Source organism: Streptomyces sp. NPDC051109 (genome assembly GCF_044455885.1).
In the GTDB taxonomy this organism is placed as follows: Bacteria; Actinomycetota; Actinomycetes; order Streptomycetales; family Streptomycetaceae; genus Streptomyces.
Genome location: NZ_JBITFF010000042.1, coordinates 1 through 25486 on the forward strand (window position 1 = coordinate 1; position 25486 = coordinate 25486).

A 25486-nucleotide genomic window follows, 5' to 3' on the forward strand; every position below is an offset into this window, starting at 1 on the left:
GAACGGACGCTTCCTTTGTACTCACCCTCAGTAACACTTACTGGGGCTTTCCTCCGGGCTTTCGTTCTTGCGTTTCCGACTCTATCAGAGTCAGTTCCGCTTGCTTTCCGGGGTCTTCGCTTTCGCGCTTTCCCTTTCCGGCGATGCCGACTCTATCAGAAGTTTTCCACCGGATTTCCCGGCTTCGGATTCCTGGATGAGGAGTCGACTGTGCCTCGCTGGAATTCAATTCCTTTGGAGGCTAGAGAGATTTTAAACCATCACTGCCGAACTTGTCCAGTTCGAGGCAACCGTTTGAATCTACCTCCCCACGGCGACGGTGTCAACAGTCGCTGCGGGACGACGAGGAGACTAGCAGCTGAACGGGGTCCGACGCACATCAGGCCGCCGTCGGCAGTGTGGCCGTCTGGTCGGCGGCCTCCACGTCCCCCACATCGCCGGCCCGCGCGGCCCGTCCGCCCAGGAGGTACACGTACGTCAGGAACAGGACCTCGGCGGCGACGCCGATCGCGATGCGCGCCCAGGTCGGGAGGCCGGACGGGGTCACGAAGCCCTCGATCAGGCCCGATACGAACAGGACCGCCGCCAGGCCGATCGCCATGCCCAGCGCGGCACGCCCCTGCTCGGCGAGGGCGGCGCGGCGGGTGCGCGGGCCCGGGTCGACGACCGTCCAGCCGAGGCGCAGGCCGGTGCCCGCCGCCACGAAGACGGCGGTCAGTTCGAGCAGGCCGTGCGGCAGGATCAGGCCGAGGAAGACGTCGAGGCGGCCCGCCGAGGCCATCAGGCCGATGCCCGTGCCGAGGTTGAGCATGTTCACGAAGAGGATCCAGAGCACCGGTATCCCCAGGAATGCTCCCAGGACCAGGCAGATCGCTGCGGCCTGGGCGTTGTTCGTCCAGACCTGGGCGGCGAAGGAGCCCGCCGGGTGGCTGGAGTAGTACGTCTCGTAGCCGCCGCCCGGCTTCGTGAGCGCCTTCAGGTCCTCCGGCGCCGCGATGACGCCCTGCACTTCCGGGTGCGCGGCTATCCACCAGCCGAGGAGGACGCCGACCGCCGTGGAGATCAGTGCCGTCGGTATCCACCAGCGGCGGCTGCGGTAGACGGCTGCCGGGAAGCCCTCGGTGAAGAAGCGGGCCGCGTCGCGCCAGCCGGCGCGGCGGGCGCCCGTCACGGTGGCTCGGGCGCGGGCGACGAGCTGGGTCAGGCGGCCCGTGAGCATCGGGTCCGGGGTGCTGGACTGGATCAGCGAGAGGTGTGTGGAGGCCCGCTGGTAGAGCGCGACCAGTTCGTCCGCCTCGGCGCCGGTCAGCCGTCGGCCGCGGCCGAGCAGCTGTTCCAGGCGGTCCCATTCCGCCCGGTGGGCCGTCACGAAGACGTCGAGATCCATCCGGTTACCGCTCCCCTGCCCCAGGACCCTGCTCTGCTTCTGCTTACTTCTACGGTGGTCAGCTTGGCAGACTGGTGGCCGAGGGGCGGGTCCGGTCACGGGAAAGGTGTGCAGGGTGAGCGATCTGGTGACGGGGGACGCGGTCGTCCTGGGGTTGCGTCCGGCGAGGCTGCCGAGCCGGGCGCTGGCGATCTTCCTCGACCTGCTCGTGTACCTCACCGGGTACCTGCTCATATCGATCGGGCTGACCCTGGCGACGGCCTCGCTGGACATGGCCGCGCAGGCCGCGGTGTCGGTGGCGAGCTTCGTCCTGGTGCTCGTAGGCGTGCCGATCGCGGTGGAGACGCTGTCCCACGGGCGCTCGCTCGGCAAGCTCGCCTGCGGGCTGCGCGTCGTGCGCGACGACGGCGGGCCCATCCGGTTCCGGCACGCACTGGTGCGCGGGGCGATGGGGGTCGTGGAGCTGCTGGGCACCTTCGGTGCCATCGCCTGCATTGCTTCGCTCGTCTCGGCCCGGGGCCGGCGGTTGGGGGACGTGTTCGCGGGAGCGCTGGTCATACGGGAGCGGGTGCCGGGGGCCAGGGTGATGCCGGTGCCCGCGCCGCCGCCGTGGCTGGCCGGGCGGTTCTCCGGGCTCGACCTGTCGGCCGTACCGGACGGGCTGTGGCTGGCGATACGGCAGTACCTGACGCGGATGAACCAGCTGGACCCGCAGGTGGGCGCCGCCATGGCGGCGCGGCTCGCCGACGACCTGGTGGCGCGTACGGGAGCGCCGCCGCCGGTGGGGGTACCGGCCGCCGCGTTCTTGATGGCGGTGGTGCACGAGCGACAGGCCAGGGATGCGGCCCGCGCCTTCGGTCCCGGTGGGTCCCCGTACGCTCCGCCCGTGGCGCCCGCGATGCCCGCGGGGACGCCCGCCGTGTGGGGGCACCCGGCTCCGGGGGCGTACGCACCGCCGGCCGCACCGCCCGCGACGCGGCAGCCGGTCCCGGGCGCGGTGCCCGCGGATCCCGTGCCGCCGAGGCCCGCTACGGGGTTCGCGCCCCCCGCGTGATCGCGTAGCCTGCGCGGCATGTCAGCGAACATCGCGTTCACCTTCCGCGTCACTGGCATCGCGGACGAGTCCCGGGCGCATGCCGTCGTCGAGGAGCTCCGGGAACTGATGCGGGACGAGAGCATCGGCGGCCAGGTCACGATCGGCGTCCGCCAGGAGGGCGGCGTGCACGTCGTCACCGGCGGGACGGACTTCCCGGTCTCCGTCAGCCGCGCCCACCTGTGGTGCCCGGAGTTCGAGAAGTCCGTCGCCTGGTACGCGAGGGAGGCCGCGCCCTCGGCGACGTGCGCGGTCGAGTGGAGCCACCCCGACGAGCAGTGCTGACGCGGGGCCGGTGAGCCGTGCGGGGTCGTCAGCCCTCGGGGAACGTCGACGGCGGGGTCTCCAGGTGCTCCAGCTCGATGCCCGGGGCGGCGAGGACGACGTCCCCCGCGATGTGGACCGTGTGGACCTCGCCCGTGTCCAGGGCGGTGACCTGGTACTCGTCCACCACGAGGGGTCCGCTGTCCGTCGCGTGTCGGGCGCGCCCGCGCAGCGCCCAGGCCTGGTCGACCGTACGGGGCGCCAGCACCGGGTCGGTGAGCGCGACGAGCCGGACCCGGGTCGCGGGGGCGCCGGGGGTCGGCCGCAGCAGGCGGGCCGTCGCGACGAGGAAGGCCGGCGAGGTGCCCGTGAAGCCCGCGGCGGGGACGTTGCCCTCGGTGGCCTCGGCTCCGGCGGGGTCGGAGCGCACCCAGGTTACCCCGTCGATGGCGGCGCCGCGGACCTGCCAGCTCGAAGCGTTGGCTTCGAGGCGGATCGGGCGGCCGAGTTCGTCGATGGCGAGGTCGACCGAGCCGCGGTGCCCGCCGTCCGGCCCGGTGAGCTGGGAGACGTAGCGCCAGCCGGAGGGGCCGGGCGCGCAGTGGAAGTGCTCCTCGCCGAGGGGCGTGTGGTCGTGCGGGTCGTGGAGCGAGTAGCGGCCGCGGGGCATGGGGTGCCGTCCTTGCGTGCGTCGTACGGGTCGTACCGGGTCGTACGGGTCGTGCTCATGGGGCAGGCCCCCGGCGTACGTGCCGGGGGCCTGCTCGGTGCCGTGGATCCGCGGGGATCAGCCGGGGATCAGTAGCGGTAGTGGTCCGGCTTGTACGGGCCCTCGACCTTGACGCCGATGTAGTCGGCCTGCTCCGGGCGGAGCGTCGTGAGCTTGACGCCGAGGGCGTCGAGGTGGAGGCGGGCGACCTTCTCGTCGAGGTGCTTGGGCAGCACGTAGACGTCGGTCGGGTACTCCGAGGGCTTGGTGAAGAGCTCGATCTGGGCCAGGGTCTGGTCCGCGAAGGAGTTCGACATCACGAACGACGGGTGGCCGGTCGCGTTGCCCAGGTTCAGCAGGCGGCCCTCGGAGAGGACGATCAGGACCTTGCCGTCGGGGAACTTCCAGGTGTGGACCTGCGGCTTGACCTCGTCCTTGACGATGCCCTCGACCTTGGCCAGGCCGGCCATGTCGATCTCGTTGTCGAAGTGACCGATGTTGCCCACGATCGCCTGGTGCTTCATCTTGGCCATGTCCGCGGCCATGATGATGTCCTTGTTGCCCGTGGTCGTGATGAAGATGTCGGCCGTCTCGACGACGTCGTCCAGCGTCGCGACCTGGAAGCCGTCCATGGCCGCCTGGAGCGCGCAGATCGGGTCGATCTCGGTGACGATGACGCGGGCGCCCTGGCCGCGCAGCGACTCGGCGCAGCCCTTGCCGACGTCGCCGTAGCCGCAGACGACCGCGACCTTGCCGCCGATGAGGACGTCGGTGGCGCGGTTGATGCCGTCGATGAGGGAGTGGCGGCAGCCGTACTTGTTGTCGAACTTCGACTTGGTGACGGCGTCGTTGACGTTGATCGCCGGGAAGAGCAGGGTGCCCTCGTCCATCATCTCGTAGAGGCGGTGGACACCGGTGGTGGTCTCCTCGGTGACGCCGCGGATCTCGGACGCGAGCTGCGTCCACTTCTGCGGGCTCTCGCCGAGGGTGCGGTTCAGCAGGGTGAGGATGTGGGCGTACTCCTCGGAGTCCGCCGTGGACGGGTCCGGGGCGGAGCCGGCCTTCTCGAACTCGACGCCCTTGTGGACGAGGAGGGTGGCGTCACCACCGTCGTCGAGGATCATGTTCGGGCCGCCGGTGGGGGTGTTCGGCCAGGTCAGCGCCTGCTCCGTGCACCACCAGTACTCCTCCAGCGTCTCGCCCTTCCAGGCGAAGACGGGGACGCCCTGCGGGTTCTCCGGGGTGCCGTTCGGGCCGACGGCGATGGCGGCGGCCGCGTGGTCCTGGGTGGAGAAGATGTTGCAGGAGGCCCAGCGGACGTCGGCGCCGAGGGCGACCAGCGTCTCGATCAGGACGGCGGTCTGCACGGTCATGTGCAGGGAGCCGGTGATACGGGCGCCGGCCAGCGGCTGGGCGTCGGCGTACTCGCGGCGGATCGACATCAGGCCGGGCATCTCGTGCTCGGCGAGGGTGATCTCCTTGCGGCCGAAGGCGGCGAGGGAAAGGTCTGCGACCTTGAAGTCCATGGGTGCTGCTCCTCATGGGTCGAGAGGGTGGGTACGGCTGAGCCGCGCATCGCCTGTGGAAGACGGTGCACCGGGCACTCAGTCCGTCGGGGGTCCTCTCTCCCCTCGGCCGGTCGCGAGGACCGCCCGACCGCCATCAGCAGCGACGCCTGACACTGATGACGAATCTACACCGATCGGCCGAGTGTGCCCCAGTGGGCCGGGGAAGAAGTCGCCGCGGAACCGGCCCGTCCACGTACGCGTGCCGCGGGTGCCGCGTCAGCCCTTCGCGGCGGTTTCCGCCTTGTAGATGTCCGGCTCCAGGTAGATCACGCGGGCGATCGGGACCGCCTCGCGGATCCGGGCCTCAGCGGCGTTGATCGCGTCCGCGACCTGCGTCGCGGTGTCGTCGCCCTCCACGGCGATCTTCGCGGCGACGAGGAGCTCCTCCGGGCCGAGGTGCAGGGTGCGCATGTGGATGACGCGGGTGACGACGTCCCCGTCGACGAGCGCGGCCTTGATCTTCTCGACGTCCTCCGTGCCCGCGGCCTCGCCGAGCAGCAGGGACTTCGTCTCGGCGGCCAGCGTGACCGCGATGACGAGCAGCAGGGTGCCGATGCAGAGGGTGCCGATGCCGTCCCAGACGCCGTCGCCGGTGGCCAGCGCGAGACCGACGCCGCCGAGGGCCAGGACCAGGCCGACGAGTGCGCCGAAGTCCTCCAGCAGGACCACCGGGAGCTCGGGGGCCTTGGCGCGCCTGATGAACTGGCTCCACGTCAGGTTGCCGCGGATCTCGTTCGACTCCTTGATCGCCGTACGGAAGGAGAAGCCCTCGGCGATGACGGCGAAGACGAGCACGCCGATCGGCCAGTACCAGGCCTCGATGGGGTGCGGGTGCCGGACCTTCTCGACGCCCTCGTAGATGGCGAACATGCCGCCGACGGTGAAGAGCACGATGGAGACGAGGAACGCGTAGATGTAGCGTTCGCGCCCGTATCCGAAGGGGTGTTCCGGCGTCGCCTCGCGCTGGGCCTTCTTACCGCCGAGGAGCAGCAGCCCCTGGTTCCCGGAGTCGGCCAGCGAGTGGACGCTTTCCGCGAGCATCGACGACGAGCCGCTGAAGACGAAGGCCACGAACTTGGCTACAGCGATGGCGAGGTTGGCGGCGAGTGCCGCCACGATCGCCCTGGTACCGCCCGACGCGCTCATGGGTTTTCGGAGTCCCTTCCTCGGTACGGCGCCCCTGCCCGGGGTGCCGCGCTACGGCGGCACATTGTTGCAGCCGTAGCCGCGGGCGCCACGTCAGACCGATGCGGTGGCACGGAAAACAGTGCCGATACCGGACAGTTCGACCTTTTCGCCAGCCGGGACGAAGACCGACTCCCCGGGTGACAGCGTCACTTCGCCGACCGTCGGGCTGCCCGCCGTGCAGAGCAGGATCTGCGGTGCGGCGTCCGGGAGGGGGTGGGGGGCGGCGCCGGGGGCCAGGGCGAAGCGGGAGAGCCGGAACTCGTCGACGGGAACCTCGTAGACCTCCTCGCCGTTGCCCTCGGGGCGCTGCACGGCCGGGTCGCCGGGCTCGAAGCGCACGATCTTCAGCAGCTCGGGCACGTCCACGTGTTTGGGGGTGAGTCCGGCGCGCAGCACGTTGTCGGAGTTGGCCAGCACCTCGACGCCGAGGCCGTCGAGGTAGGCGTGCGGGACGCCGGCGCCGAGGAACATCGCCTCGCCGGGCTGGAGTCGTACGTGGTTGAGGAGCATGGCCGCGATCACGCCCGGGTCGCCCGGGTAGTGGTGGACGAGCGAGGCGTACGGCGCGTACGGGCCCCCGAGCCGCTCGATCGCGGCGCCCGCCTCGGCGACCGTACGGGCCATCTCGGCGCGGTCCGCGGTCAGTACGGCCGTGAGCATCTCGCGCAGGGCCGCCTCCTCCGGGTGGGCCCGCAGCAGGTCGGCGTACGGCTTGAGCGAGTCCACCCCGAGGCCTTCGAGCAGCTCGGCGGCCTCCAGCGGCGGGCGGAACCCGCACAGGCCGTCGAAGGGGGTGAGCGCGCAGATCATCTCGGGCTTGTGGTTGGGGTCCTTGTAGTTGCGGTGGGCCGCGTCGGCCGGGATCCCGCGGTCCTCCTCGTCGGCGTAGCCCGCTTCGGCCTGGTCCAGGTCGGGGTGGACCTGGAGGGACAGCGGAGCGCCGGCCGCGAGGAGTTTGAGGAGGAAGGGCAACCGGGGACCGAACTTGGTGACGGCGGCCGCGCCGAGCTCCCGCTCGGGGTCGGCGGCGATGACGTCCGCGAGGGTGGTCTCGCCGGCGCCGCGGTCGAGGCGGGAGGGGGCGCCGGGGTGGGCGCCCATCCACATCTCGGCCTGGGGCTCCCCGGTGGGTTCGACGCCGAGGAGCCCTGGGATCGCGGTGGTCGATCCCCAGGCGTAGGGGCGGATCGTGTTCGTCAGGCGGTCCATCTTCGTCCGTCTTCCTGGATGAAGGGCCGGCACGGTGGTGTGCTCAGCCGTGTCCCCTGGTCGCCAGCGCCAGGTAGGCGGTGGCGAAGTCCGTGACGGCGAGGAGTTCGGCGATCTGTTCCAGTTCGCCGCCCTCCTCCGGTTCGAGCTCGCTGATGGCCGTGTCGTGGCTGAGGGCGAGCTCGCGCGCGGCCGGGGCGGCGGTGAGGCCGCCCGTGGGCCGGTCGCGCAGCAGGACGATGCGGGCACGGAGGGCCTGGGGCTCCTCCACCCGGTCACGGAAGAAGTCTTCGGGGTCGGCGCCGGCGGCGAAGGAGCCGGCGAGCAGGACCCCGTGGGCGGGCAGCGCCTCGGGCAGGTCGGCGGCCAGTGCGGGGCGGCCGGCGAGTTCGGCGAGGGTGGCGGCGAACCGGCGGCCGGCCGGTCCGGCGCAGGCGCCCTCGCTCCAGATGAGCGGGAGGGTGTCGGCGAGCTCGGCGGCGAGGGTCTTGGCCGGGTTGGAGTACGTCGCGATGGCCGGTCCGCAGCGCTCGGCGGTGCGGTCGAGCCGGTCGGCGACGCGCTGCAGGGTCTCGGGGGCGGCGGTGATCAGCCCGACCCTGTCGAGGAGCACGAGCAGCGGGGTCAGCAGGGCCCACAGGGCGCCGGGTCCGGCCGCGGCGGACTCGTCGTACTCCTGGTACGGGGCCTTGGCCATCGGTACGAGGAGCCCGTGCGCGCCGTCCACGGCCTCGCTCAGCGGGGACCGCTCGGGAGCGACGGCGACGACGGTGCAGCCGCGCCGGTAGGCCTGCTCGGCGAGGAGGGCCAGTCCGGGCTCGGTGCCGTCGGTGGTGGCGAGGAGCAGCAGGTCGACGGAGCCGGCCCAGCCGGGCAGCGCCCAGCGCAGGGCGCCCGCGGCGTGGGCGACGCCGGTGGGGTGCAGGCGCGTGACGGGTGCGGAGGCTCCGGCGAGGGCGCCGAGCAGGTCGGCGACTCCGGTGGCGGCGGTGCCGGACCCGGCGATGAGGACGGCGCGGGGACGGCCGTCGGGGCGCAGGTCGGCGAGGCCCGCCTCGGTCGCGTGCCGGGCCGCGGTGCGGACTCTGGCCCCGGCCTCGGCGGCGCCGCGGAGCAGTCCGCGGCGGTCGGCGCGGGCGAGCTCGTCCGGTGCGTCGAGGAGCGACTCGTCGAGCATTGCGGCCTCCGGCTGGTATCAGAAGGGCGGGCGACTCGGTTGCTCGGGCGCCCGGCGCTGCGACGGGCGCCCCTTGATGCCTGGGCGGCCCGGGACTCGCGCCCCGGGGCGGCGGCCTCAGGCGGGGCGGCGGGCCTCGTCGACGAGGAGGACCGGGATGCCGTCGCGGACCGGGTAGGCGAGGCCGCAGTCCTGGCCGGTGCAGATCAGCTCGGGAGCCGCTTCGTCGGCCGACTTGTCCTCAAGGGGCGAGTGGCAGGCGGGGCAGGCGAGGATCTCCAGAAGGCCGGCTTCGAGCGGCATGGGGCGGTTCCCTTCGAACATGCGGATTGGGCGAGGTCAGCGTACCGCCGGGCCGCACGTCGCGCGGCCCGGCCGGGACAGGGCGTTCATGCCCGGACGAGGGCGAGGACTTCGTCGCGGACCTTGGCGAGGGTCTCGGGGTCGCGGGCCTCGACGTTGAGGCGCAGCAGCGGCTCGGTGTTGGAGGCGCGCAGGTTGAACCACCAGTCGGCGGAGCTCGCGGTCAGGCCGTCGAGCTCGTCGAGGGTGATCCCCTCGGCGGCGCCGTACGCTGCCTTGACGGCGGCGAGCCGGCCGGCCTGGTCGGCGACGGTGGAGTTGATCTCGCCGGAGCCCGCGTAGCGGTCGTACGAGGAGACCAGCTCGGAGAGCGGGCCGTCCTGGCCGCCGAGGGCGGCGAGGACGTGGAGCGCGGCGAGCATGCCGGTGTCCGCGTTCCAGAAGTCCTTGAAGTAGTAGTGCGCCGAGTGCTCGCCGCCGAAGATGGCACCGGATTTGGCCATCTGCTCCTTGATGAAGGAGTGGCCGACGCGGGTGCGGACGGGGGTGCCGCCGTGCTCGCGGACGACCTCGGGAACGGACCAGGAGGTGATCAGGTTGTGGATCACCGTGCCGGTGCCGCCGTTGCGGGCCAGCTCGCGGGCCGCGACCAGGGCGGTGACGGCGGAGGGGGAGACGCCCTCGCCGCGCTCGTCGACGACGAAGCAGCGGTCGGCGTCGCCGTCGAAGGCGAGGCCGAGGTCGGCGCCCTCGGCCTTCACGCGGGCCTGGAGGTCGACGATGTTCTTCGGGTCGAGGGGGTTGGCCTCGTGGTTGGGGAAGGTGCCGTCGAGCTCGAAGTACATCGGGACGACGTCCAGCGGCAGGCCTTCGAACACGGTCGGGACGGTGTGGCCGCCCATGCCGTTGCCCGCGTCGACGACGACCTTGAGCGGGCGGATGGCCCTGAGGTCGACCAGGCCCTTGAGGTGGTCGGCGTAGCCGGCGAGGGTGCCCTGCTCGCTGATCGTGCCGGGGGCGGTGCCTTCGGCGACGGCCGGGGCGCCCTGCTCGGACCACTTCTCGACGAGCTCGCGGATGGTGGCGAGGCCGGAGTCCTGGCCGACGGGGGCGGCGCCCGCCCGGCAGAGCTTGATGCCGTTGTAGCGGGCCGGGTTGTGCGAGGCCGTGAACATCGCGCCGGGCAGGTCCAGGGTGCCGGAGGCGTAGTACAGCTGGTCGGTGGAGCACAGCCCGATCAGGGTGACGTCCACGCCGCGGGCGGCGGCGCCGCGGGCGAAGGCGCCGGACAGGGCGGGCGAGGAGGGCCGCATGTCGTGGCCGACGACGATCGCCGTCGCGCCGGTGACCTCGACGAAAGCAGCCCCGAACAGTTCGGCCAGCGATTCGTCCCACTCGTCGGGTACGACACCACGTACGTCGTACGCCTTGACGATGTTCGAAAGATCTGCGGCCACTGCCTGCCCTCCTGAGGTGCTGTGCGGTGGAGCAAACCTACCTGCACGCGGAGCGGCTTTTCAGACCATGTGATGTCAGGAGTCGGGCGAACGAAGGACGCGCAGGTGTCCGCGGCGCGTCTCCCCGGTGCCGCTGCCGCCGCCGCCCGGTCCGGTCCCGCCGGCCTGGGCGGCACGGTCGTGCGGACGGGCCGCTTCGCGAACGGCGTTGGCCAGCGCTTCGAGATCGTCGCCGCTCGGGCGGGAGGGTGCGGACCCGTCCGTCAGGCGCACGACGTCCCAGCCGCGCGGGGCGGTCAGGCGCTCGGAGTGCTCGGCACACAGGTCGTAGCAGTGGGGTTCCGCGTAGGTGGCGAGCGGGCCGAGGACTGCGGTCGAATCGGCGTAGACGTACGTCAGTGTCGCGACGGCAGGGCGGCCGCACGCGGTGCGCGAACAGCGACGTACAAGGCTCACGACGTTGGACGGTACCGCACTCTTGACCGGGCCGCGACGACTCTCCCCCAGCCCGCTCCCCCGTGTCGTGCCTGCGGAGGGGCGCGGCGGGTCCGGAAACGCCCGGGTGGGAGGGGCCGCGAGGGCTACGCTGCGGGAGTGACCGACAGCCCCCTGCCCCCCATCCCGCCCCGCTCCGCCGAGCCCCCCGCCGAGCCGCGGCCGCGCCGCCGCGACCGGCACGGGCGGGGGATGCGGGGGCCGCTGGCCCCGCCGCAGGTTCCGTTGTCGGCGAGCCGGGCGGAGCTGTTCGGGGACCTCGTACGGGACTCGGTCGAGCGGCTGGAGCGGCGTTTCCCGCAGCTGGCGGAGGTGGAGTTCGTGGTCGCGGACGTGCCGGGGCCGCCGGGCGGTCCGGACGCCGGCTGGAACGACGAGGCGGTACCGCTCGGGGCGCTGTCCGAGGCGGACGGCCGCGGACGGCCGGCGCGGGTCGTGGTGTTCCGGCGGCCGGTGGAGATCCGGACGAAGAGCCGGGACGAGCGGGCGCTGCTGGTGCACGAGATCGTGGTGGAGCAGGTGGCGGAACTGCTGGGGCTGTCCCCGGAGACGGTGGACCCGCGGTACGGCCAGGACTGACGGGCGGTCCGGCCGTACCCCGCGTACGGCTTGCTAGTCGGTCAGGACCGTGAGGTCCTGGGCGGCCTTGGGGACCGAGACCATCGCGTGGTCGTCCGACAGCGGCTGGATCGTGAACATCGGGATCCCTTCGTGCGGCAGGGTCAGCGTCCGGGCCGCGTACACGGGCCCGCCGGAGACCGTCTCTACCATCAGCGCGTAGGCGCCCTTGGCCCCCGCCGGGGCCAGCGACACGGCCTGCGTCGTGCCCGCCTTGACCGTGAACTCCTTCGAGGCCGGCTCCCCGCCCTCCGTGCCCGCCGTGGCGGTCACCTTGACCTTCGCGTCCGTGCCTCCCGCCACCGTCAGCGAGAGCGCCGTCGCGTTCTCGTCGGCCCGGTTGTCGGCGACCGTGGCCCGCGTCCCGACCGGCCCGGTCGCCGGGACGAAGCCCAGCTCCTGCTTGGCGCCGCTGCCGCGGACCACGCGTACGGCGGCCACCACCGGTACGGCCTTCTTGCCGTTCGCCGGGACGAGCACCAGCGAGCCCGCCTCGCCGCGGGTCACGTCCTTGAGGTCGACGCTCGCGGTCATACCGCCCTTGAGGTGCAGCTGCTCGTTGTCGGCCGGGGTGATCGAGCCGTTCGGCCCGGCCAGCTTGAGGGTGAGGTCCGCGTCCTCCTCGCCCGGCGCGAAGGCCACCAGCCGTACGGAGGCGGCGTCCGCCGGGATCCCGGGCAGCACCAGCGAGCCCGCCGGGTCGGCGGAGGCCTGCAGCCAGTCGGCGCCCACCCCCTCCTCGCCGACCTGCACGGAGGCGCCGACCCGGCCCGCCCGGGTCGTCACATGGGCGGTGACGTCCGGGAGCTGCGTGCCGGGGGCCAGGGAGGCCAGCGAGACGGCCTTGGTGGACTTGGGGTCGATCCGGATGTTCTCGCCGGTGCCGCCGTCGGACTTGACCGCGCCGTCCGGGCCGAACATCTTGATGTCGATCACGGCCGCGGTGTCGTCCGGGTTGGTGAGGTGCACGTAGTCCTCGCGCCCCTTGGCCGTGCTCGCGCCGGGGAACCAGAAATCGGTGCCGGGCGTGGTGCAGCCGACGCCCAGGACGCCGCGCGCCCGGCCGACCGTGACCTTCGTGGTCTGCTGCGCGGTCCAGCCGGGGGCCAGGATCCCGTCGGCGACGCCCGTCAGCGCGGGCGCCCCGGCGCCGGAGGCCGTGGCCCCGGCCGGCTTGCCGCGCTCCTTGAGCTCCAGCACCGGCTTGGCCTCCTTGGTCGCGCCGAGGAGGCGGGCCGCGCCCTTGCCGCCCCCGGCGGCGCCGGGGGTGACCGCCGTGTACGCGGTCTCCGCGATGTCCGAGGAGCTGGGCGCCGGGCAGACCAGCGCGGAGCGCTCCACCGGCATCCGGGCGGCGGCCGCGGACTTGGCGTCGGCGGCCGGGGCGGCGGGGGCGGTGAGGTGGCCGACGCCGGTGACGGCCGCCAGGGCGGCGGCCACCGCCGCCAGAGTCAGGGGTGCGCGCTGCTTCACTGCTGGGGGCTCCCGTCCGGACGCGGCTCGTGCTGTCCGTAGGTGTCGTACGGCTGTTCGTACGGCGGGTGGGGGTACGGCTGCGGGGGCTGCTGCTGCGGGTACGCCTGGGGGGCCTCGTAGCCCTGCTGCGGGTACGGGTACTGCTCGTACCCGGGGGCCTGGGCGGGCGCCGGCACGTACGGCTGCTGGGGCTGCTGGGGCTGCTGCTCGTACGCGTAGCCCTGGTCGCCGTACGCCTGGTACGCGTACGCGTCCTCCCCGTACACCGGCTGCGCCGGGATCTGCGCGTACGGGTCGGCGACCGCGCCCGAGGGCTCCTCGGCGGCGGCCGGAGCGGCGGTCGGCGACTGCGCCTCGGCGCGCAGCCGGCGGGCCCGGCGGCCCTCGCCGGCCTCGCCCGCGGCGGACCGGTCGGCGGCCTCCGCCTCCTCCTCCGGCAGGTCGTCGTCGAGGCGTGCCCGGCGGCCCGGCAGGGCCATCACGAGCAGGACGAGGGCGAGCAGGCTCTGGACCCAGTGCCAGACGGTCCGGGTCAGCGCGTCCGCGTGGACGAGGTCGAGGCGGCCGCCGTCGGCGGGCAGCTCGAAGCCCTGGGCCCAGCCGTCGAGGGTCTTGGCCTTGAGGGGCTTGCCGTCGAGGGTGGCCTGCCAGCCGGGGGCCGCCCGGTCGGCGATGCGCAGCACCCGACCGGCACCGCCCGCCTCGGCCGCCGGGATCTTGGTGTGGACCTCGACGGGGCCGGAGGCGACGGGGATGGGCGCCTCGCCCGGCTTGCCGGAGACGATGACGGCGCGGGCGACCTGGCGGTCCACCCGCCACAGGGCGCTGCCGTCGAGCTGGCTGAGGCGGCTGAGGCCCGGGGTGGCGTCGAGGACCTTGCGCATCTGCTGCGGGGCGCCGTCGCGGACCAGGATGTAGCGGATCGCGAACCCGCTGAGCTGGTCGCTCTGGTCGGCTCCGGAGCCGGCGACGAGGCTGGAGACGACCTTGTCGAGCTGGGGGCTGCTGCCGGCCGCGGCAGCGAGTTCGGCGTCGCCGAGGCGGCCGCCGGAGCCGCGGACGAGGGTGTAGGAGACCGTGGCGGGCGAGGTGCCGCCGAGGACGAGGGTGCGGGCCTGGTCGCGGGTGCCGCTCTCCTCGGCGACGAACGCGGGGACCTGGACGGGGTCGCGCCGCTCCAGGGGGCCGTCGGCGCCGCTGATCATCCAGCCGGCCGCGCCGAGCAGCGGGCCGGCGGCCGCGGCGAGCGCGATCAGGGCGGCGAGCGGCTGGCGCCAGCCGAAGCTGCTGGCGGCGACCCGCTCCTTGGCGCCCTCGGCGCCGACGACGGCGGCGGCGAGCAGGGCCAGTCCGTAGAGGAGGGTGGCGGGCCCGGCCCAGCCGGTGCGGTTGACGACGACGGCCAGCAGCAGCGCGGCGAGGGCGGCGGCCCAGGCGGTGCGGACGGCGAACTGCCGCTCGCCGCGCAGCAGGGCCGCCAGGGCGGCGAGCACGATGCCGATGAGCAGCAGGCCGCCGGCCGTCCGGGGGCCGCCGGGGCTGATGCCGAGCAGGTCCAGGGCGGTGGCCGAGCCGGATCCGAACGGCAGGCCGGCCTCGTGCAGGAGCCGGTCGGGGTGCGTGAGCAGGCTCAGCGACCAGGGGGCGAGCACGAGGAGCGGGACGGCGAGCGTGGCGAGCAGCCGCAGGCCGTACGCCTTCCAGTCGGCGCGGCGCAGGACCAGCGCGGCGGCTCCGAGGACGGCGGCGAGCGGCCAGACGACGGGGGTGAAGGCGGTGGCCAGGGTCAGCAGGAGGGTGTACGTCCACACCGGGCGCCAGCCGGCCCGCTCGCCTTCGGCTCCGCCGAACCCGAACGCGGCGACGGCGGATCGGGCGATGAGCGGCAGCAGGATCGCGAGGACCGCGGTGCCGAGGCGGCCCCCGGCCAGGGCGCCGGTGACGGCGGGCAGGAAGGCGTAGGCGACGGCGGCCCAGGCGCGCAGCAGCCGGGATTCGACGAGCGGCCGGGAGGCGAAGTACGCGGTGAGGCCGGCGAGCGGGACCGAGCAGACGAGGAGCAGGGTCAGCGCGGCGCCGGTGGAGCCGAACAGCAGGGTGGCGAAGGCGCCGAGGACGGCGAGGTAGGGGGGCGCTCCGGCGGTGGAGCCGGCGGCGACGGGCTGCCAGTCGTCGGTGTAGGCCCGCCAGAGGGCGAGTCCGCTGTCGGGGGCGGGCAGCAGGGCGCCGCCCATGAGGGAGCCGCCGCCGAGCAGGGCGCGGCAGGCGATGACGGAGACGAGCAGGAGGAGGGCGAAGAGGACGGGCGCGGGGTTGCGGGCGATCCGCTTGAGGCGCGCGAACTGTTCGATCTCCAGGTAGTCGGCGTCGTCTCCGCCGGGGCCGGATTCGACGGCTCCGCCGTGTCGGCCGACGGCGGCCGTGTCGGTGTCGCGGTCGGCGCCGAAGTAGCCGGCGAGCTGTTCGGCGTTGGCCCGCAGGCTCGCGCCCGGGGGCGGGAACAGGGGGCGCAGTTCCTTGGCGGGGACGGCGGGGCGGCCGCGTCTGCGGCGCGCGCCGAGGATCCGGCCGGGGCGCAGCAGGGTGGCGAGGAGGCCGGTGATCTCGTCGACGGCCTGGCCGGGGGCCTTGCCGACGAGGTAGGCGAGGGTGCGGAGCACGGTGCCGACGAGCAGGCGCAGCAGGACGTACGGCAGGGCGGGGCCGGAGCTGTTGGCGAGGACCGTGTAGACGGCGCCGGCCTTGTCGACGCGGTGCGGGCTGGAGCTCGTGCGTCCGGCGCAGTCGACGGTGCGGCGCTCGCGGGCGGCGGCCTCGGCGTGGCGCAGGACGGCGTCGGGGGCGACGAGGACGGTGTGGCCGGCGCTCTGGGCGCGCCAGCAGAGGTCGACGTCGTCGCGCATGAGCGGCAGGCGGCGGTCGAAGCCGCCGAGGGCTTCGTACACGTCGCGGCGTACGAGCATGCCGGCGGTGGAGACGGAGAGGACGGGGCGGACCTGGTCGTGCTGGCCCTGGTCCTGTTCGCGGCGGTCGAGGCCGGTCCAGCGGCGGCCGCTGCGGGCGATGGTGACGCCGGCTTCGAGGAGTTGCTTCTTGTCGTACCAGCCGCGCAGCTTGGGGCCGATGACGGCGGCGTCGGGGTTCTCGTCGGCGACGCGGAGCAGTTCGGTGAGGGCGTCCGGCTCGGGGGCGCTGTCGTCGTGGAGCAGCCAGAGCCACTGGACCGGTTCGCCGTGGGGGAGTTCGGGGAGGTCGTAGGCGTCGTCGCGCCAGGTGCGGCTGACGGGGTCCCAGCCGCTGGGGCGCTTGAGGTACGGCAGGTCCTCTGCGGTCAGGGTGCCGGCGCTGCGGGTGGCCTCGTCGACGGCGGCGCCGAAGCCGGTGCGGCGGGCGAGGTGGAGGACGCGGTCCTCGCCGAGGGCCTCGCCGAGCAGGCGCGCGGAGTCGTCGGCGCTGCCGGTGTCGGCGGCGATGTGGCTCTGGGCGGGGCGTTCCTGGCCGAGGAGGCCGGCGAGCGTTCTGGGCAGCCAGCGGGCGCCGTCGTGGGCGACGAGGACCGCGGTGACGACGTGCCGGGGGAACTCGGGTGTGGCGGCAGCCTGGTGGGAGGCCGTCGACTGGCTGTGCAGGGACATCGCTCTACTGGCCCTCCGGCCTGGGGGTCCCCCCGGACGCGGTCCGGGGAGTGGATCCGGGGGTGGTGTGCTCCCGGAGGCTGCTGGACAGCGCCCCACACTAACGGCTGGAAACACAGCGGTCCGCCTCCTGCGGGGAAGGTGCAGGAGGCGGACCGTTTGCTCTGCTCGTTGCTCTGTTCTGCGCGATGTCCTGCGCGATGTCCTGCGCCGGGTGCCGCGCCATGTGCCGTGTACCGCCGTGCGCGCCGTGCGTTGCCGTGCGTGGCGCCGTGTTGCGCTGCGTGCTCAGACGGCGGCCTTTTTCAGCCGTCGGCGTTCGCGCTCGGAGAGGCCGCCCCAGATGCCGAACCGCTCGTCGTTGGCGAGTGCGTACTCGAGGCATTCGGAGCGGACTTCGCAGGCGAGGCAGACCTTCTTGGCCTCGCGGGTCGAGCCGCCCTTCTCGGGAAAGAAGGACTCGGGGTCGGTCTGGGCGCACAGAGCGCGCTCCTGCCATCCGAGCTCTTCGTCCGCCTCCTCGACCAGCAGTTCCTGAAACAGCTCGGTCATGTGCGCCCCTCGCTCTGTCTGTGCGTCCCCGTGGTGTTGTCGTTACTCATCGCTACGTAACGACACGAGTGAAATTACAAGTGGGCCGCTCCCGGCCAGTCAAGCCGAGATCTGCTATTGGGCCCCTTATTCACTCTGCGGAACCAAGCGTATGCAGAAAGTGTTCATATCGCCAAAAATCGTGACACATGCATCCGGTGCTCCACGGGCCCCGTGTTCACCCGCAATCGACGTGTCGCTCCGTAGCGCGGTTGCGATCAAGCCAAAGAAGCGGCGCAGATCACATTTCGATCACGGGGCGGCGCGTCGGGTTTGGGCCGAGCCGGTGGGGCAGTGGCGGGATGTGGAGCGCCACCTGCCCTACATCGGCTTGCACAAACCTTTCTCCCAGCGCAGCAACCGGATCAGATGAAACTTTTGCGGCCATACGAGGCATTGGGTTGACAGTCGGGCCTTCGACCCGGTCTCCTTGTCCCCATGTCAGTGACCTCGGCCGCCCGGACCCCCATTCGTGGGTTCCTGAGCGCTGCCCAGGTTCGCTGTTGCTGTTGCAGCTGTTGATGCCTCCGGAGCCTTCGGCTCCCTTGAGCTCCGGCCACCCCCACAGCGACCGCCAGCACGACTGACATCCGTCGAGGACACCCCCACCGATGAACAGCACGCCGCTCAGCACCCCCGCCACCGCTCCCGTCGCCGCTCCCCTCACCGTCGAGAGCGACCTCCAGATCGCGGGCGACATCCTCTCCGTCCAGCACCTCCTCCAGCCCGCCCGCGAACACCCGGCCACCGTCGCCGAGTTCGCCGGCCTCGCCCGCTCCATCGCCGCGAACCGCGCCGAATGGGAGCACCTGGTCGAGTACGACGCCACCACCCGCTGGTACCACCGGCTGCGCACCGGCCCCGGCTACGAGGTCTGGCTGCTCAGCTGGGTCCCCGGCCAGGGCAGCGGCCGCCACGACCACGGCGCCTCCTCCGGCGTCCTGACCGTCCTCGACGGCGAGCTCACCGAGCACGGCCCGCGCGGACCGCTCACCCTCGGCCCCGGCGCCCAGCGCGTCTTCGCCCCCGGCTACGCCCACGAAGTCGTCAACGACGCCCTCGACGGAGCCGTCAGCCTGCACGTCTACTTCCCCGGCCTGACCGAGATGCCGATGCACAGCTGCTCCCCGGCACGGTCCGAGGCGCTCTCCGTCTGATCCCGCGCCCGGCCCGACGCTCCCGCCCGCCGCGCGACCGCACCCCCCGACGACGGCAGGCGGCTGACTGACAGACTGTCCGCATGCGCATTGTTGTTCTGGCCGGCGGCATCGGCGGCGCCCGCTTCCTCCGCGGCCTGGGGGCCGCCGTCCCCGACGCGGACATCACGGTCATCGGCAACACCGGTGACGACATTCACCTGTTCGGGCTGAAGGTGTGCCCCGATCTGGACACGGTGATGTACACCCTCGGCGGTGGCATCAACGAGGACCAGGGCTGGGGCCGCACCGACGAGTCCTTCACCGTCAAGGAGGAGCTCGCGGCCTACGGGGTCGGACCCGACTGGTTCGGCCTCGGCGACCGCGACTTCGCCACCCACATCGTCCGTACGCAGATGCTCGGCGCGGGCTACCCGCTGAGCGCCGTCACCGAAGCGCTCTGCGACCGCTGGCAACCCGGGGTCCGGCTGCTGCCCATGTCCGACGACCGCGTCGAGACGCACGTCGCGGTCACCGACCCCGAGACCGGCGAGCGCCGCGTCATCCACTTCCAGGAGTACTGGGTCCGGCTGCGCGCCTCGCTCGACGCCGAGGCGGTCGTACCCGTCGGCGCCGAGCAGGCCAAGCCCGCGCCGGGCGTACTGGAGGCCATCGCGGCCGCCGACCTGATCGTCTTCCCCCCGTCCAACCCGGTCGTCTCGATCGGCACCATCCTCGCCGTACCCGGCATCCGGGAGGCCGTGGCCGCCGCCGAGGCGCCCGTCGTCGGCCTCTCCCCCATCGTCGGCGGCGCGCCCGTGCGCGGGATGGCCGACAAGGTCCTCGCCGCCGTCGGCGTCGAGTCCACCGCCGCGGCCGTCGCCCGGCACTACGGCGCCGGACTGCTCGACGGCTGGCTCGTGGACACCTCCGACGCCGAGGCGGTGGCCGAGGTGGAGGCCGGCGGGATCGCCTGCCGCGCGGTGCCGCTGATGATGACCGACCTGACCGCCACCACCGAGATGGCCCGGGCCGCGCTGGCGCTGGCGGAGGCCTCCCGGTGAGCGTCGCCCCGTCCCCTTCGGCCCCCGCTGACCCCCCGGTTCCCCCGGCCTCCCCGGTTCCCTCGTACGAGGTGCGCGCGGTCGCCGGGATCCCGGAGGTCCGCCCCGGCGACGACCTGGCGCGCCTGATCGCGGCGGCCGGTCCCGCACTGAGGGACGGGGACGTCCTCCTGGTCACCTCGAAGATCGTCTCCAAGGCGGAGGGCCGGATCGTCCGCGCCGAGTCCCGCGAGGACGCCATAGACGCCGAGACCGTACGGGTCGTCGCGCGCCGGGGCGCCCTGCGGATCGTCGAGAACCGGCAGGGGCTCGTCATGGCGGCCGCCGGCGTGGACGCCTCGAACACCGAGCCGGGCACCGTGCTGCTGCTGCCCGAGGACTCCGACGCCTCGGCCGCCGCGATCCGCACCGGCCTGCGCGAACTGCTCGGCGTCGACGTCGGCGTCATCGTGACCGACACCTTCGGACGGCCCTGGCGCGCCGGGCTCACGGACGTGGCGATCGGCTCGGCCGGGGTGCGGGTCCTGGACGACCTGCGCGGCGGTACGGACGACCGGGGCAACCCGCTGAGCGCGACGATAGTGGCGACGGCGGACGAGCTGGCCGCGGCCGGGGACCTGGTCAAGGGCAAGGCGGCCGGGCTGCCGGTGGCCGTCGTACGCGGTCTGGGGCACGTGCTCGGCGAGGGTTCGACGGCGGCCGACCTGGTGCGCGCGGCGGCCGACGACATGTTCCGGCTGGGCACCTCGGAGGCGGTACGGGAAGCCGTGACGCAGCGGCGCACCGTACGGGCCTTCACGGACGAGCCGGTGGACCCGGGCGCGGTCCGCCGCGCGGTGGCCGCGGCGGTGACGGCCCCCGCTCCGCACCACACGACGCCGTGGCGGTTCGTCCTGCTGGAGTCCGCCCGGGCGCGGCAGGAACTGCTGGACGCGATGCGCGACGCCTGGATCGAGGACCTGCGGGGTGACGGCAAGTCCGAGGAGTCCATCGCGAAGCGGGTCCGGCGGGGCGATGTCCTGCGCAATGCCCCGTACCTGGTCGTCCCGTGCATGGTGACGGACGGGGCGCACGACTACGGGCACGCCCGGCGCGATGCGGCGGAGCGGGAGATGTTCGTGGTCGCGATGGGCGCGGGCGTGCAGAACTTCCTGGTCGCGCTGGCCGGGGAGCGGCTGGGCTCCGCGTGGGTGTCCTCGACGATGTTCTGCCGGGACGTGGTGCGCAAGGTGCTTGGGCTGCCGCAGGACTGGGACCCGATGGGGGCGGTGGCGGTGGGCCATGCCGCGGCGGCTCCCGGGCAGCGGCCCGCGCGGTCGGCCGAGGCCTTCATCGAGGTCCGGTAGACACCCCCTAGAAGCGGGCGATGTCGCTGCGGTACATGCGCGGGGCGCGGCGGGGCGGGATGCGGCCCGCGAGGAGGATCAGGCGCGCGGCGCGGTGGCGCTGGCCCGCGTACGGGGCCAGCAGCTCCAGCATCCGCTCGTCGTCGGCGTCCCGCTCGCCCGTGAGGGCGTAGCCGATGATGCCGGGCAGGTGCAGGTCACCGGTGGTGACGGCGTCGGCGTAGCCGTTGCTGCGCTGGAGCGTCTCGGCGGAGGTCCACGGGCCGATGCCGGGAACGGCCTCCAGCCGGGCGGCGGCCTGCGGGAGCTCCATCGCGGCTGCCTCCTCCAGCCGGGCCGCGACCCGGGCGGCGCGCACGATGGTCGACGACCGCTTCATGTCCACCCCGGCCTGGTGCCAGCCCCAAGAGGGGATCAGCGCCCAGGCGCGGGCGTCGGGCACCACGTACAGCTCCTGGGGCCCGGGGGCGGGCTCCCCGTAGCGGCGCACCAGGCGGCGCCAGGAGCGGTAGGCCTCGTCGGCGGTGACCTTCTGCTCCAGGACGACGGGGATCAGGGATTCGAGGACCAGTCCGGTACGGGTGAGGCGCAGCCCCGGGCGGCTGCGGTGGCTGGCGTGGACGAGCCGGTGGCGGGGGACGAAGGCGGCGGGGTCGTCCGCGTCGCCGAGCAGGGCCGGGAGCGCGTCGAGCATCCAGGCGGCGCCGGGGCCCCAGGCCTCGGCGTGGACGGTGGCGGTGGCGCGGTCCGGGCAGACGCGGAGGGTGGCCGGGCCCTGGGGGGTCCGGCTGGTCTTCCAGACGGAGCCGTCGGGGGTGGTGCGGAAGGTGGGGTCGCCCGGGCCGCGGCGCAGCGGCCCGAGGGTGAGCCCGAGATCCACCTCCCGCCCCGGAGCCCACTCCCGGACCAGGGCCCCGGCCCCGGTGGTGTGGCCCGTGGCGTGCTCCGCCGCGGGTCCGGCCGGGGTCGGGGCGCCGTCCGGCTGCGGCGGGGCGGCGGCGGGCACGGCGGTGCGGCCGCCGCGGACGGCGGTGCGGGTGAGGGGGTCGAAGCGGCCGGCCATGTCTTGAGCGTAGCCCTGCGGGACAACCTCCTAAGGGCGGCCCTGGAGCTTCGCCGACGAAGTGCGGGTGGTCGGCAGCTGCGCGTAGAGGAGCTTGCCCGGGCATTCCGTGGCGAAGCCGTCGCGGTGGCCCGAGATCACGTTCAGGTTGACGTTCGTGCCCTTCTTGAAGCGGTTTCCGCCGCCCGACTTCAGGGTGGTCTTCGCCCGCGGGTCCCTGTTGAACAGGCCCAGCTTCCACGCCGTGAGCTGCGCCACCGCCTTCACGGCGGCCGCGGGCGGGGCGGTGCTCGTGTAGGTGCCGAGCACCGCGACGCCCATGCTGTCCGTGTTGAACCCCATGGTGTGCGCGCCGAGCACCGCCTTGGCGACTCCGCCCGCCCGGCCCTCGTACACCGTGCCGCACTTGTCGACGGCGAAGTTGTAGCCGAGGTCGCGCCAGCCGTTGCTGACCACGTGGTAGCGGTACAGGCTGCGCAGCAGCGCCGGGGCGTCCTTGCAGGCGTAGTTGTTCCCGGAGGCGCTGTGGTGGACGAAGGCCGCCTTGACGGTGCTCGTGTAGACGAAGCCCGACTCGCGCAGGGACTCGTCCGCTCCCCAGCCCAGCCGCGTCACGATCCGCGGCCGCGGGCCGATGTACGGGCGGGCCGCCGCGCTGAGGGTGCCCTCGCTGGCGAGGACGGCGTCGGCGGTGGAGTCGGCCTTGTCGAGCGCGGTGATCTCCTTCGCGCCGAGCGCGGCCAGCGGGACGTTGGCGGACGAGGACTCCGCCGTCTCCATGGTCATGCCCGGCAGGGCCTCCACGTCGCCCTTGTCGTCGCCCTCGGGCTCGTCGGCGGTGCCCGAGGCGCCGTTCTTGGCGTCGACCGCGGTCACCGGGTCCGTCGCGCCCGGGTCGACGAGCTCGATCCGCATGCCCGAGGGGAGCCGGGCGCCCGCGCGGGTGGCCGGGGCTCCGGGTTCCGCCTGGACGCGGACCTCGACGCCGTCGGAGTCGCCGACCCACAGCGGGGCGGTACTCCCGCGGACCCGGCCGGATCCGCTCTCCCGGGTGCCGAGGTCGGGGGCGTGTTCGCCGTTGTGGGTCTCGATGTCCTGCCAGTCGGACCACGTCCCGGTCGCCACCGCGCGGGTGCGGACCTGGACCCGGCCGAACAGCTGGGTGCTCGCGTCGTCCCAGACGACGCCGACCAGCGAGAACCTCTTGACCTCGCGCGGCGGCAGCCCCCGGGCCTCGGGCAGCCGCGGCGAGGTGCTCATGCCGGGGACGCCGGGCGACCGGTCGGCCGCGGGACCCAGGGGGGCGAGCGGCAGCGACTGGGTGGACCCGGCGGGGGCGACGGGGGCGGCGGCCGCGCCCTGCGAAGGCGCGGCCAGGGCCGGAGTGGAGAGCGCGAGAGGCAGGGCCGCCAGGGCGGCAGCCGTCGCGACACCGATCGAGGAAGCAAGGAATCCACGCATGAAAGCGATGCTGAACACACTCACCACGAAGCGCCATCGGAGAACTGACGGCCCGTCCGATCCGGCCCGCGCGTCCCTCGCCCGTACGGAGGAGCCGACGGCCGCCGTACGGGCGAGGGTCCCGCGTAGGCTGGGGCGGGTGAACGCCACTGACCGCACCCCTGCCGACCTGCTGCGATCCGCGCTCGCCGCCGATCCGGGCCGCCCGCTCGTCACCTTCTACGACGACGCCACGGGCGAACGCGTCGAATTGTCCGTCGCCACCTTCGCCAATTGGGTGGCCAAGACCGCCAATCTGCTCCAGGGCGACCTCGGCGCCGAACCCGGCGACCGGCTCGCGCTGCTGCTCCCCGCGCACTGGCAGAGCGCCGTGTGGCTGCTCGCCTGTGACTCGGTCGGCGTCGTGGCCTCGGTGGGCGGACGCCCGGACGACGCCGATCTCGTCGTCAGCGGGCCGGACACGCTGGAGGAGGCGCTGGCGTGCGGCGGCGAACGCGTGGCGCTCGCGCTGCGACCGCTGGGCGGGCGCTTCCCGCAGCCGCCCTCCGGGTTCGCGGACTACGCGGTGGAGGTACCGGGCCAGGGCGACCGCTTCGCCCCCTTCGTCCCGGTGGAGGCCGACGGTCCGGCACTGATCGTCGACGGCGAGGAGTTCACGCACGCCCAGCTCGTCGACCGCGCCCGCGAGGACGCGGCGAAGCGCGGCCTCGCCGCCGGCTCCCGACTCCTGTCCGGCCTGGGCTACGACACCTGGGACGGCCTCTCGGCCGGCCTGTTCGCCCCGCTGGCCGCCGGCGGCTCCGTGGTCCTGTGCCGCAACCTGGACCGCCTCGCCCCGGAGGCCCTGGCCCAGCGCGTCGAAACCGAACGCGTCACCCACACCGCCGAGTAGGGGCGGGGCCCGAAGGGAGCCGCGTGGTGTGGGTCTCGTCTCGTTCGGGCGTCGGGCGGGCGCTCACGCGGATGGGCTAACTTGGGACCCTCATAGGGCCCGAACCGGGTGGGGAGAAACAATTTTGGAAGCCATCCTGCTGGTCGGGGGGCAGGGGACGCGACTGCGCCCCGTCACGGTCAACACCCCCAAGCCGATGGTGCGCGCGGCCGGTGTTCCGTTCCTCGCCCATCAGATAGCCAGGGCCGCCGCCGCCGGTGTCACGCACATCGTGATGGCCACCTGCTACCTCGCCGAGGTCTTCGAGCCGTACTTCGGCGACGGCTCCGCCTTCGGCGTCTCGCTGGAGTATGTCGTCGAGGACGAGCCGCTCGGCACCGGCGGAGCCATCCGCAACGCCGCGCAGCGGCTGACCGGCGGGCCGGACTCGCCCGTCCTCGTCTTCAACGGCGACATCCTCACGGGCCTCGACATCGCCGGGCTCGTCGACTCCCACCGGGCGGTCGGCGCCGACGTCTCCCTGCACCTGGTGCGGGTCGAGGACCCGCGCGCGTTCGGCCTGGTCCCCACCGACTCCGAGGGGCGGGTGCTGGCCTTCACCGAGAAGCCGCAGACCCCCGAGGAGATCATCACCGACCAGATCAACGCCGGCTGCTACGTCTTCCGCCGCAGCGTGATCGACTCCATCCCGGCCGGGCGCCCCGTCTCCGTCGAACGCGAGACCTTCCCCGGCCTGCTCGCCGCCGGGGCCCGGCTGCACGGCGTCACCGAGAACACGTACTGGCTGGACCTCGGCAAGCCCGAGTCCTTCGTCCAGGCCTCCGCCGACCTCGTACGCGGAGTCGTCCCCTCCCCGGCTGTCCCGGGCCCGCGCGGCGAGTCCCTGGTGCTGCCGGGCGCCGAGGTGGCCGCCGGAGCGAAGCTGTCCGGGGGCACCGTCGTGGGCGCCGGAGCGCGCATCGGGGCGGGGGCGGTCGTCGAGGGCTCCATCGTGCTCGACGGCGCGGTCATCGCCGCGGACACCGAGGTGCGCGCCAGCCTGATCGGCGTCGGCGCCTCGGTGGGCATGCGGACCGTACTGGACGGCGCGGTGGTCGGCGATGGGGCCGTCATCGGCTCGGACAACGAACTGCGCGCGGGTGCGCGGGTGTGGTGCGGGGCCGAACTGCCCCCCGCCGCCGTCCGCTTCTCCTCCGACCGGTAACGGCGTACGGCACGGCACGGCGGTGGGGCCCCCCCCCCCGGGGGGGGGGCCCCCCCGGGGCGGGGGGGGGGGGGGCGGGCCCCCGCCCCCCCCCCCCCCCCCCGCGCGCGGGCCCCCCCCCCCCCAGGGGGTGAGGGTGTTGGTGTAGAG

At 73.6% G+C, this 25486-nt stretch carries 22 protein-coding genes; 8 read left to right on the forward strand and 14 right to left on the reverse strand.

Features of this window, described 5'->3' with window-relative positions; translation table 11 throughout:
- Positions 1 to 379: 379 nt before the first annotated feature.
- On the reverse strand, positions 380 to 1387 hold the full coding sequence (locus ACIBAD_RS36405; RefSeq protein WP_398911262.1) for a stage II sporulation protein M: 1008 nt from the start codon (positions 1385 to 1387) through the stop codon (positions 380 to 382).
- 115 nt (positions 1388 to 1502) lie between these two features.
- On the opposite strand from ACIBAD_RS36405, the gene ACIBAD_RS36410 reads away from it, so the two are divergent.
- Both ACIBAD_RS36410 and ACIBAD_RS36415 read left to right on the forward strand, forming a co-directional pair.
- Positions 1503 to 2441: an RDD family protein gene (locus ACIBAD_RS36410; RefSeq protein ID WP_134073888.1), complete on the forward strand. Its 939-nt coding sequence runs from the start codon at positions 1503 to 1505 to the stop codon at positions 2439 to 2441.
- A gap of 18 nt (positions 2442 to 2459) precedes the next feature.
- Positions 2460 to 2765 carry a hypothetical protein gene (locus ACIBAD_RS36415; RefSeq protein ID WP_134073886.1) on the forward strand — a complete coding sequence of 102 codons (306 nt, stop codon included), beginning with the start codon at positions 2460 to 2462 and terminating at the stop codon, positions 2763 to 2765.
- 28 nt (positions 2766 to 2793) lie between these two features.
- Here ACIBAD_RS36415 and ACIBAD_RS36420 read toward each other — a convergent pair whose 3' ends face one another.
- The 8 genes from ACIBAD_RS36420 to ACIBAD_RS36455 form a co-directional block, all read right to left on the reverse strand.
- Positions 2794 to 3414, reverse strand: coding sequence for a hypothetical protein (locus tag ACIBAD_RS36420; protein ID WP_398911265.1), 621 nt, complete (start codon positions 3412 to 3414; stop codon positions 2794 to 2796).
- Positions 3415 to 3542: 128 nt separating this feature from the next.
- A complete protein-coding gene (gene ahcY / locus ACIBAD_RS36425; protein ID WP_134073882.1) occupies positions 3543 to 4979 on the reverse strand; it encodes an adenosylhomocysteinase in 1437 nt (478 codons plus the stop codon).
- Between the two features lie 258 nt (positions 4980 to 5237).
- Complete coding sequence (locus ACIBAD_RS36430; protein ID WP_134073880.1) at positions 5238 to 6167, reverse strand: cation diffusion facilitator family transporter; 930 nt, start codon at positions 6165 to 6167, stop codon at positions 5238 to 5240.
- 93 nt (positions 6168 to 6260) lie between these two features.
- Complete coding sequence (gene manA / locus ACIBAD_RS36435; protein ID WP_398911267.1) at positions 6261 to 7418, reverse strand: mannose-6-phosphate isomerase, class I; 1158 nt, start codon at positions 7416 to 7418, stop codon at positions 6261 to 6263.
- 43 nt (positions 7419 to 7461) lie between these two features.
- A complete protein-coding gene (locus tag ACIBAD_RS36440) occupies positions 7462 to 8595 on the reverse strand; it encodes an SIS domain-containing protein (RefSeq protein WP_134073878.1) in 1134 nt (377 codons plus the stop codon).
- Between the two features lie 117 nt (positions 8596 to 8712).
- Entirely contained in the window at positions 8713 to 8898 is a 186-nt protein-coding gene (locus tag ACIBAD_RS36445; protein WP_030156407.1) for a Trm112 family protein, read from the reverse strand.
- An 86-nt stretch (positions 8899 to 8984) separates the two neighbouring features.
- Positions 8985 to 10355, reverse strand: a complete 1371-nt coding sequence (locus ACIBAD_RS36450) for a phosphomannomutase/phosphoglucomutase (RefSeq protein WP_398911270.1) — start codon at positions 10353 to 10355, stop codon at positions 8985 to 8987.
- 75 nt (positions 10356 to 10430) lie between these two features.
- Positions 10431 to 10862: a DUF3499 domain-containing protein gene (locus ACIBAD_RS36455; RefSeq protein WP_398911281.1), complete on the reverse strand. Its 432-nt coding sequence runs from the start codon at positions 10860 to 10862 to the stop codon at positions 10431 to 10433.
- 87 nt (positions 10863 to 10949) lie between these two features.
- Here ACIBAD_RS36455 and ACIBAD_RS36460 point away from each other — a divergent pair, with 87 nt between their 5' ends.
- The gene (locus tag ACIBAD_RS36460) at positions 10950 to 11429 is read left to right on the forward strand and encodes a metallopeptidase family protein (protein WP_208329034.1); all 480 of its coding nucleotides are present in this window, start codon (positions 10950 to 10952) and stop codon (positions 11427 to 11429) included.
- Between the two features lie 33 nt (positions 11430 to 11462).
- On the opposite strand, the gene ACIBAD_RS36465 is transcribed toward ACIBAD_RS36460, so the two are convergent.
- The 3 genes from ACIBAD_RS36465 to ACIBAD_RS36475 form a co-directional block, all read right to left on the reverse strand.
- Positions 11463 to 12941, reverse strand: coding sequence for a DUF5719 family protein (locus ACIBAD_RS36465; protein ID WP_398911272.1), 1479 nt, complete (start codon positions 12939 to 12941; stop codon positions 11463 to 11465).
- The gene (locus ACIBAD_RS36470; protein WP_398911274.1) at positions 12938 to 16579 is read right to left on the reverse strand and encodes a glycosyltransferase family 2 protein; all 3642 of its coding nucleotides are present in this window, start codon (positions 16577 to 16579) and stop codon (positions 12938 to 12940) included. Before ACIBAD_RS36470 ends, ACIBAD_RS36465 begins: the two co-directional genes overlap by 4 nt.
- Before the next feature lie 288 nt (positions 16580 to 16867).
- Positions 16868 to 17131, reverse strand: a complete 264-nt coding sequence (locus tag ACIBAD_RS36475) for a WhiB family transcriptional regulator (RefSeq protein ID WP_003983763.1) — start codon at positions 17129 to 17131, stop codon at positions 16868 to 16870.
- A 650-nt stretch (positions 17132 to 17781) separates the two neighbouring features.
- Here ACIBAD_RS36475 and ACIBAD_RS36480 point away from each other — a divergent pair.
- The 3 genes from ACIBAD_RS36480 (at position 17782) to ACIBAD_RS36490 (ending at position 20716) form a co-directional block, all read left to right on the forward strand.
- The gene (locus ACIBAD_RS36480; protein WP_398911276.1) at positions 17782 to 18327 is read left to right on the forward strand and encodes a cysteine dioxygenase; all 546 of its coding nucleotides are present in this window, start codon (positions 17782 to 17784) and stop codon (positions 18325 to 18327) included.
- 83 nt (positions 18328 to 18410) lie between these two features.
- Positions 18411 to 19370, forward strand: a complete 960-nt coding sequence (gene cofD / locus ACIBAD_RS36485; RefSeq protein ID WP_398911278.1) for a 2-phospho-L-lactate transferase — start codon at positions 18411 to 18413, stop codon at positions 19368 to 19370.
- Positions 19371 to 19441: 71 nt separating this feature from the next.
- On the forward strand, positions 19442 to 20716 hold the full coding sequence (locus tag ACIBAD_RS36490) for a coenzyme F420-0:L-glutamate ligase (RefSeq protein ID WP_134074555.1): 1275 nt from the start codon (positions 19442 to 19444) through the stop codon (positions 20714 to 20716).
- A gap of 7 nt (positions 20717 to 20723) precedes the next feature.
- On the opposite strand, the gene ACIBAD_RS36495 is transcribed toward ACIBAD_RS36490, so the two are convergent.
- A complete protein-coding gene (locus ACIBAD_RS36495; RefSeq protein ID WP_134073860.1) occupies positions 20724 to 21779 on the reverse strand; it encodes a DNA-3-methyladenine glycosylase in 1056 nt (351 codons plus the stop codon).
- A 30-nt stretch (positions 21780 to 21809) separates the two neighbouring features.
- Complete coding sequence (locus ACIBAD_RS36500) at positions 21810 to 23240, reverse strand: peptidoglycan recognition protein (protein WP_134073858.1); 1431 nt, start codon at positions 23238 to 23240, stop codon at positions 21810 to 21812.
- A 139-nt stretch (positions 23241 to 23379) separates the two neighbouring features.
- On the opposite strand from ACIBAD_RS36500, the gene ACIBAD_RS36505 reads away from it, so the two are divergent.
- Positions 23380 to 24132, forward strand: coding sequence for a TIGR03089 family protein (locus ACIBAD_RS36505; protein WP_208329033.1), 753 nt, complete (start codon positions 23380 to 23382; stop codon positions 24130 to 24132).
- 121 nt (positions 24133 to 24253) lie between these two features.
- Complete coding sequence (locus ACIBAD_RS36510) at positions 24254 to 25336, forward strand: NDP-sugar synthase (protein WP_134074553.1); 1083 nt, start codon at positions 24254 to 24256, stop codon at positions 25334 to 25336.
- Positions 25337 to 25486: the final 150 nt, after the last annotated feature.

Coding starts and splice junctions, on each gene's coding strand:
- ACIBAD_RS36500 (WP_134073858.1), bottom strand. CDS start 23,240: ATGCGTGGATTCCTTGCTTCCTCGATCGGTGTCGCGACGGCTGCCGCC.
- ACIBAD_RS36495 (WP_134073860.1), bottom strand. CDS start 21,779: ATGGCCGGCCGCTTCGACCCCCTCACCCGCACCGCCGTCCGCGGCGGC.
- ACIBAD_RS36430 (WP_134073880.1), bottom strand. CDS start 6,167: ATGAGCGCGTCGGGCGGTACCAGGGCGATCGTGGCGGCACTCGCCGCC.
- ACIBAD_RS36445 (WP_030156407.1), bottom strand. CDS start 8,898: ATGCCGCTCGAAGCCGGCCTTCTGGAGATCCTCGCCTGCCCCGCCTGC.
- ACIBAD_RS36475 (WP_003983763.1), bottom strand. CDS start 17,131: ATGACCGAGCTGTTTCAGGAACTGCTGGTCGAGGAGGCGGACGAAGAG.
- ACIBAD_RS36480 (WP_398911276.1), top strand. CDS start 17,782: ATGAACAGCACGCCGCTCAGCACCCCCGCCACCGCTCCCGTCGCCGCT.
- ahcY (WP_134073882.1), bottom strand. CDS start 4,979: ATGGACTTCAAGGTCGCAGACCTTTCCCTCGCCGCCTTCGGCCGCAAG.
- ACIBAD_RS36440 (WP_134073878.1), bottom strand. CDS start 8,595: ATGCTCGACGAGTCGCTCCTCGACGCACCGGACGAGCTCGCCCGCGCC.
- ACIBAD_RS36405 (WP_398911262.1), bottom strand. CDS start 1,387: ATGGATCTCGACGTCTTCGTGACGGCCCACCGGGCGGAATGGGACCGC.
- ACIBAD_RS36420 (WP_398911265.1), bottom strand. CDS start 3,414: ATGCCCCGCGGCCGCTACTCGCTCCACGACCCGCACGACCACACGCCC.
- ACIBAD_RS36415 (WP_134073886.1), top strand. CDS start 2,460: ATGTCAGCGAACATCGCGTTCACCTTCCGCGTCACTGGCATCGCGGAC.
- manA (WP_398911267.1), bottom strand. CDS start 7,418: ATGGACCGCCTGACGAACACGATCCGCCCCTACGCCTGGGGATCGACC.
- ACIBAD_RS36470 (WP_398911274.1), bottom strand. CDS start 16,579: ATGTCCCTGCACAGCCAGTCGACGGCCTCCCACCAGGCTGCCGCCACA.
- cofD (WP_398911278.1), top strand. CDS start 18,411: ATGCGCATTGTTGTTCTGGCCGGCGGCATCGGCGGCGCCCGCTTCCTC.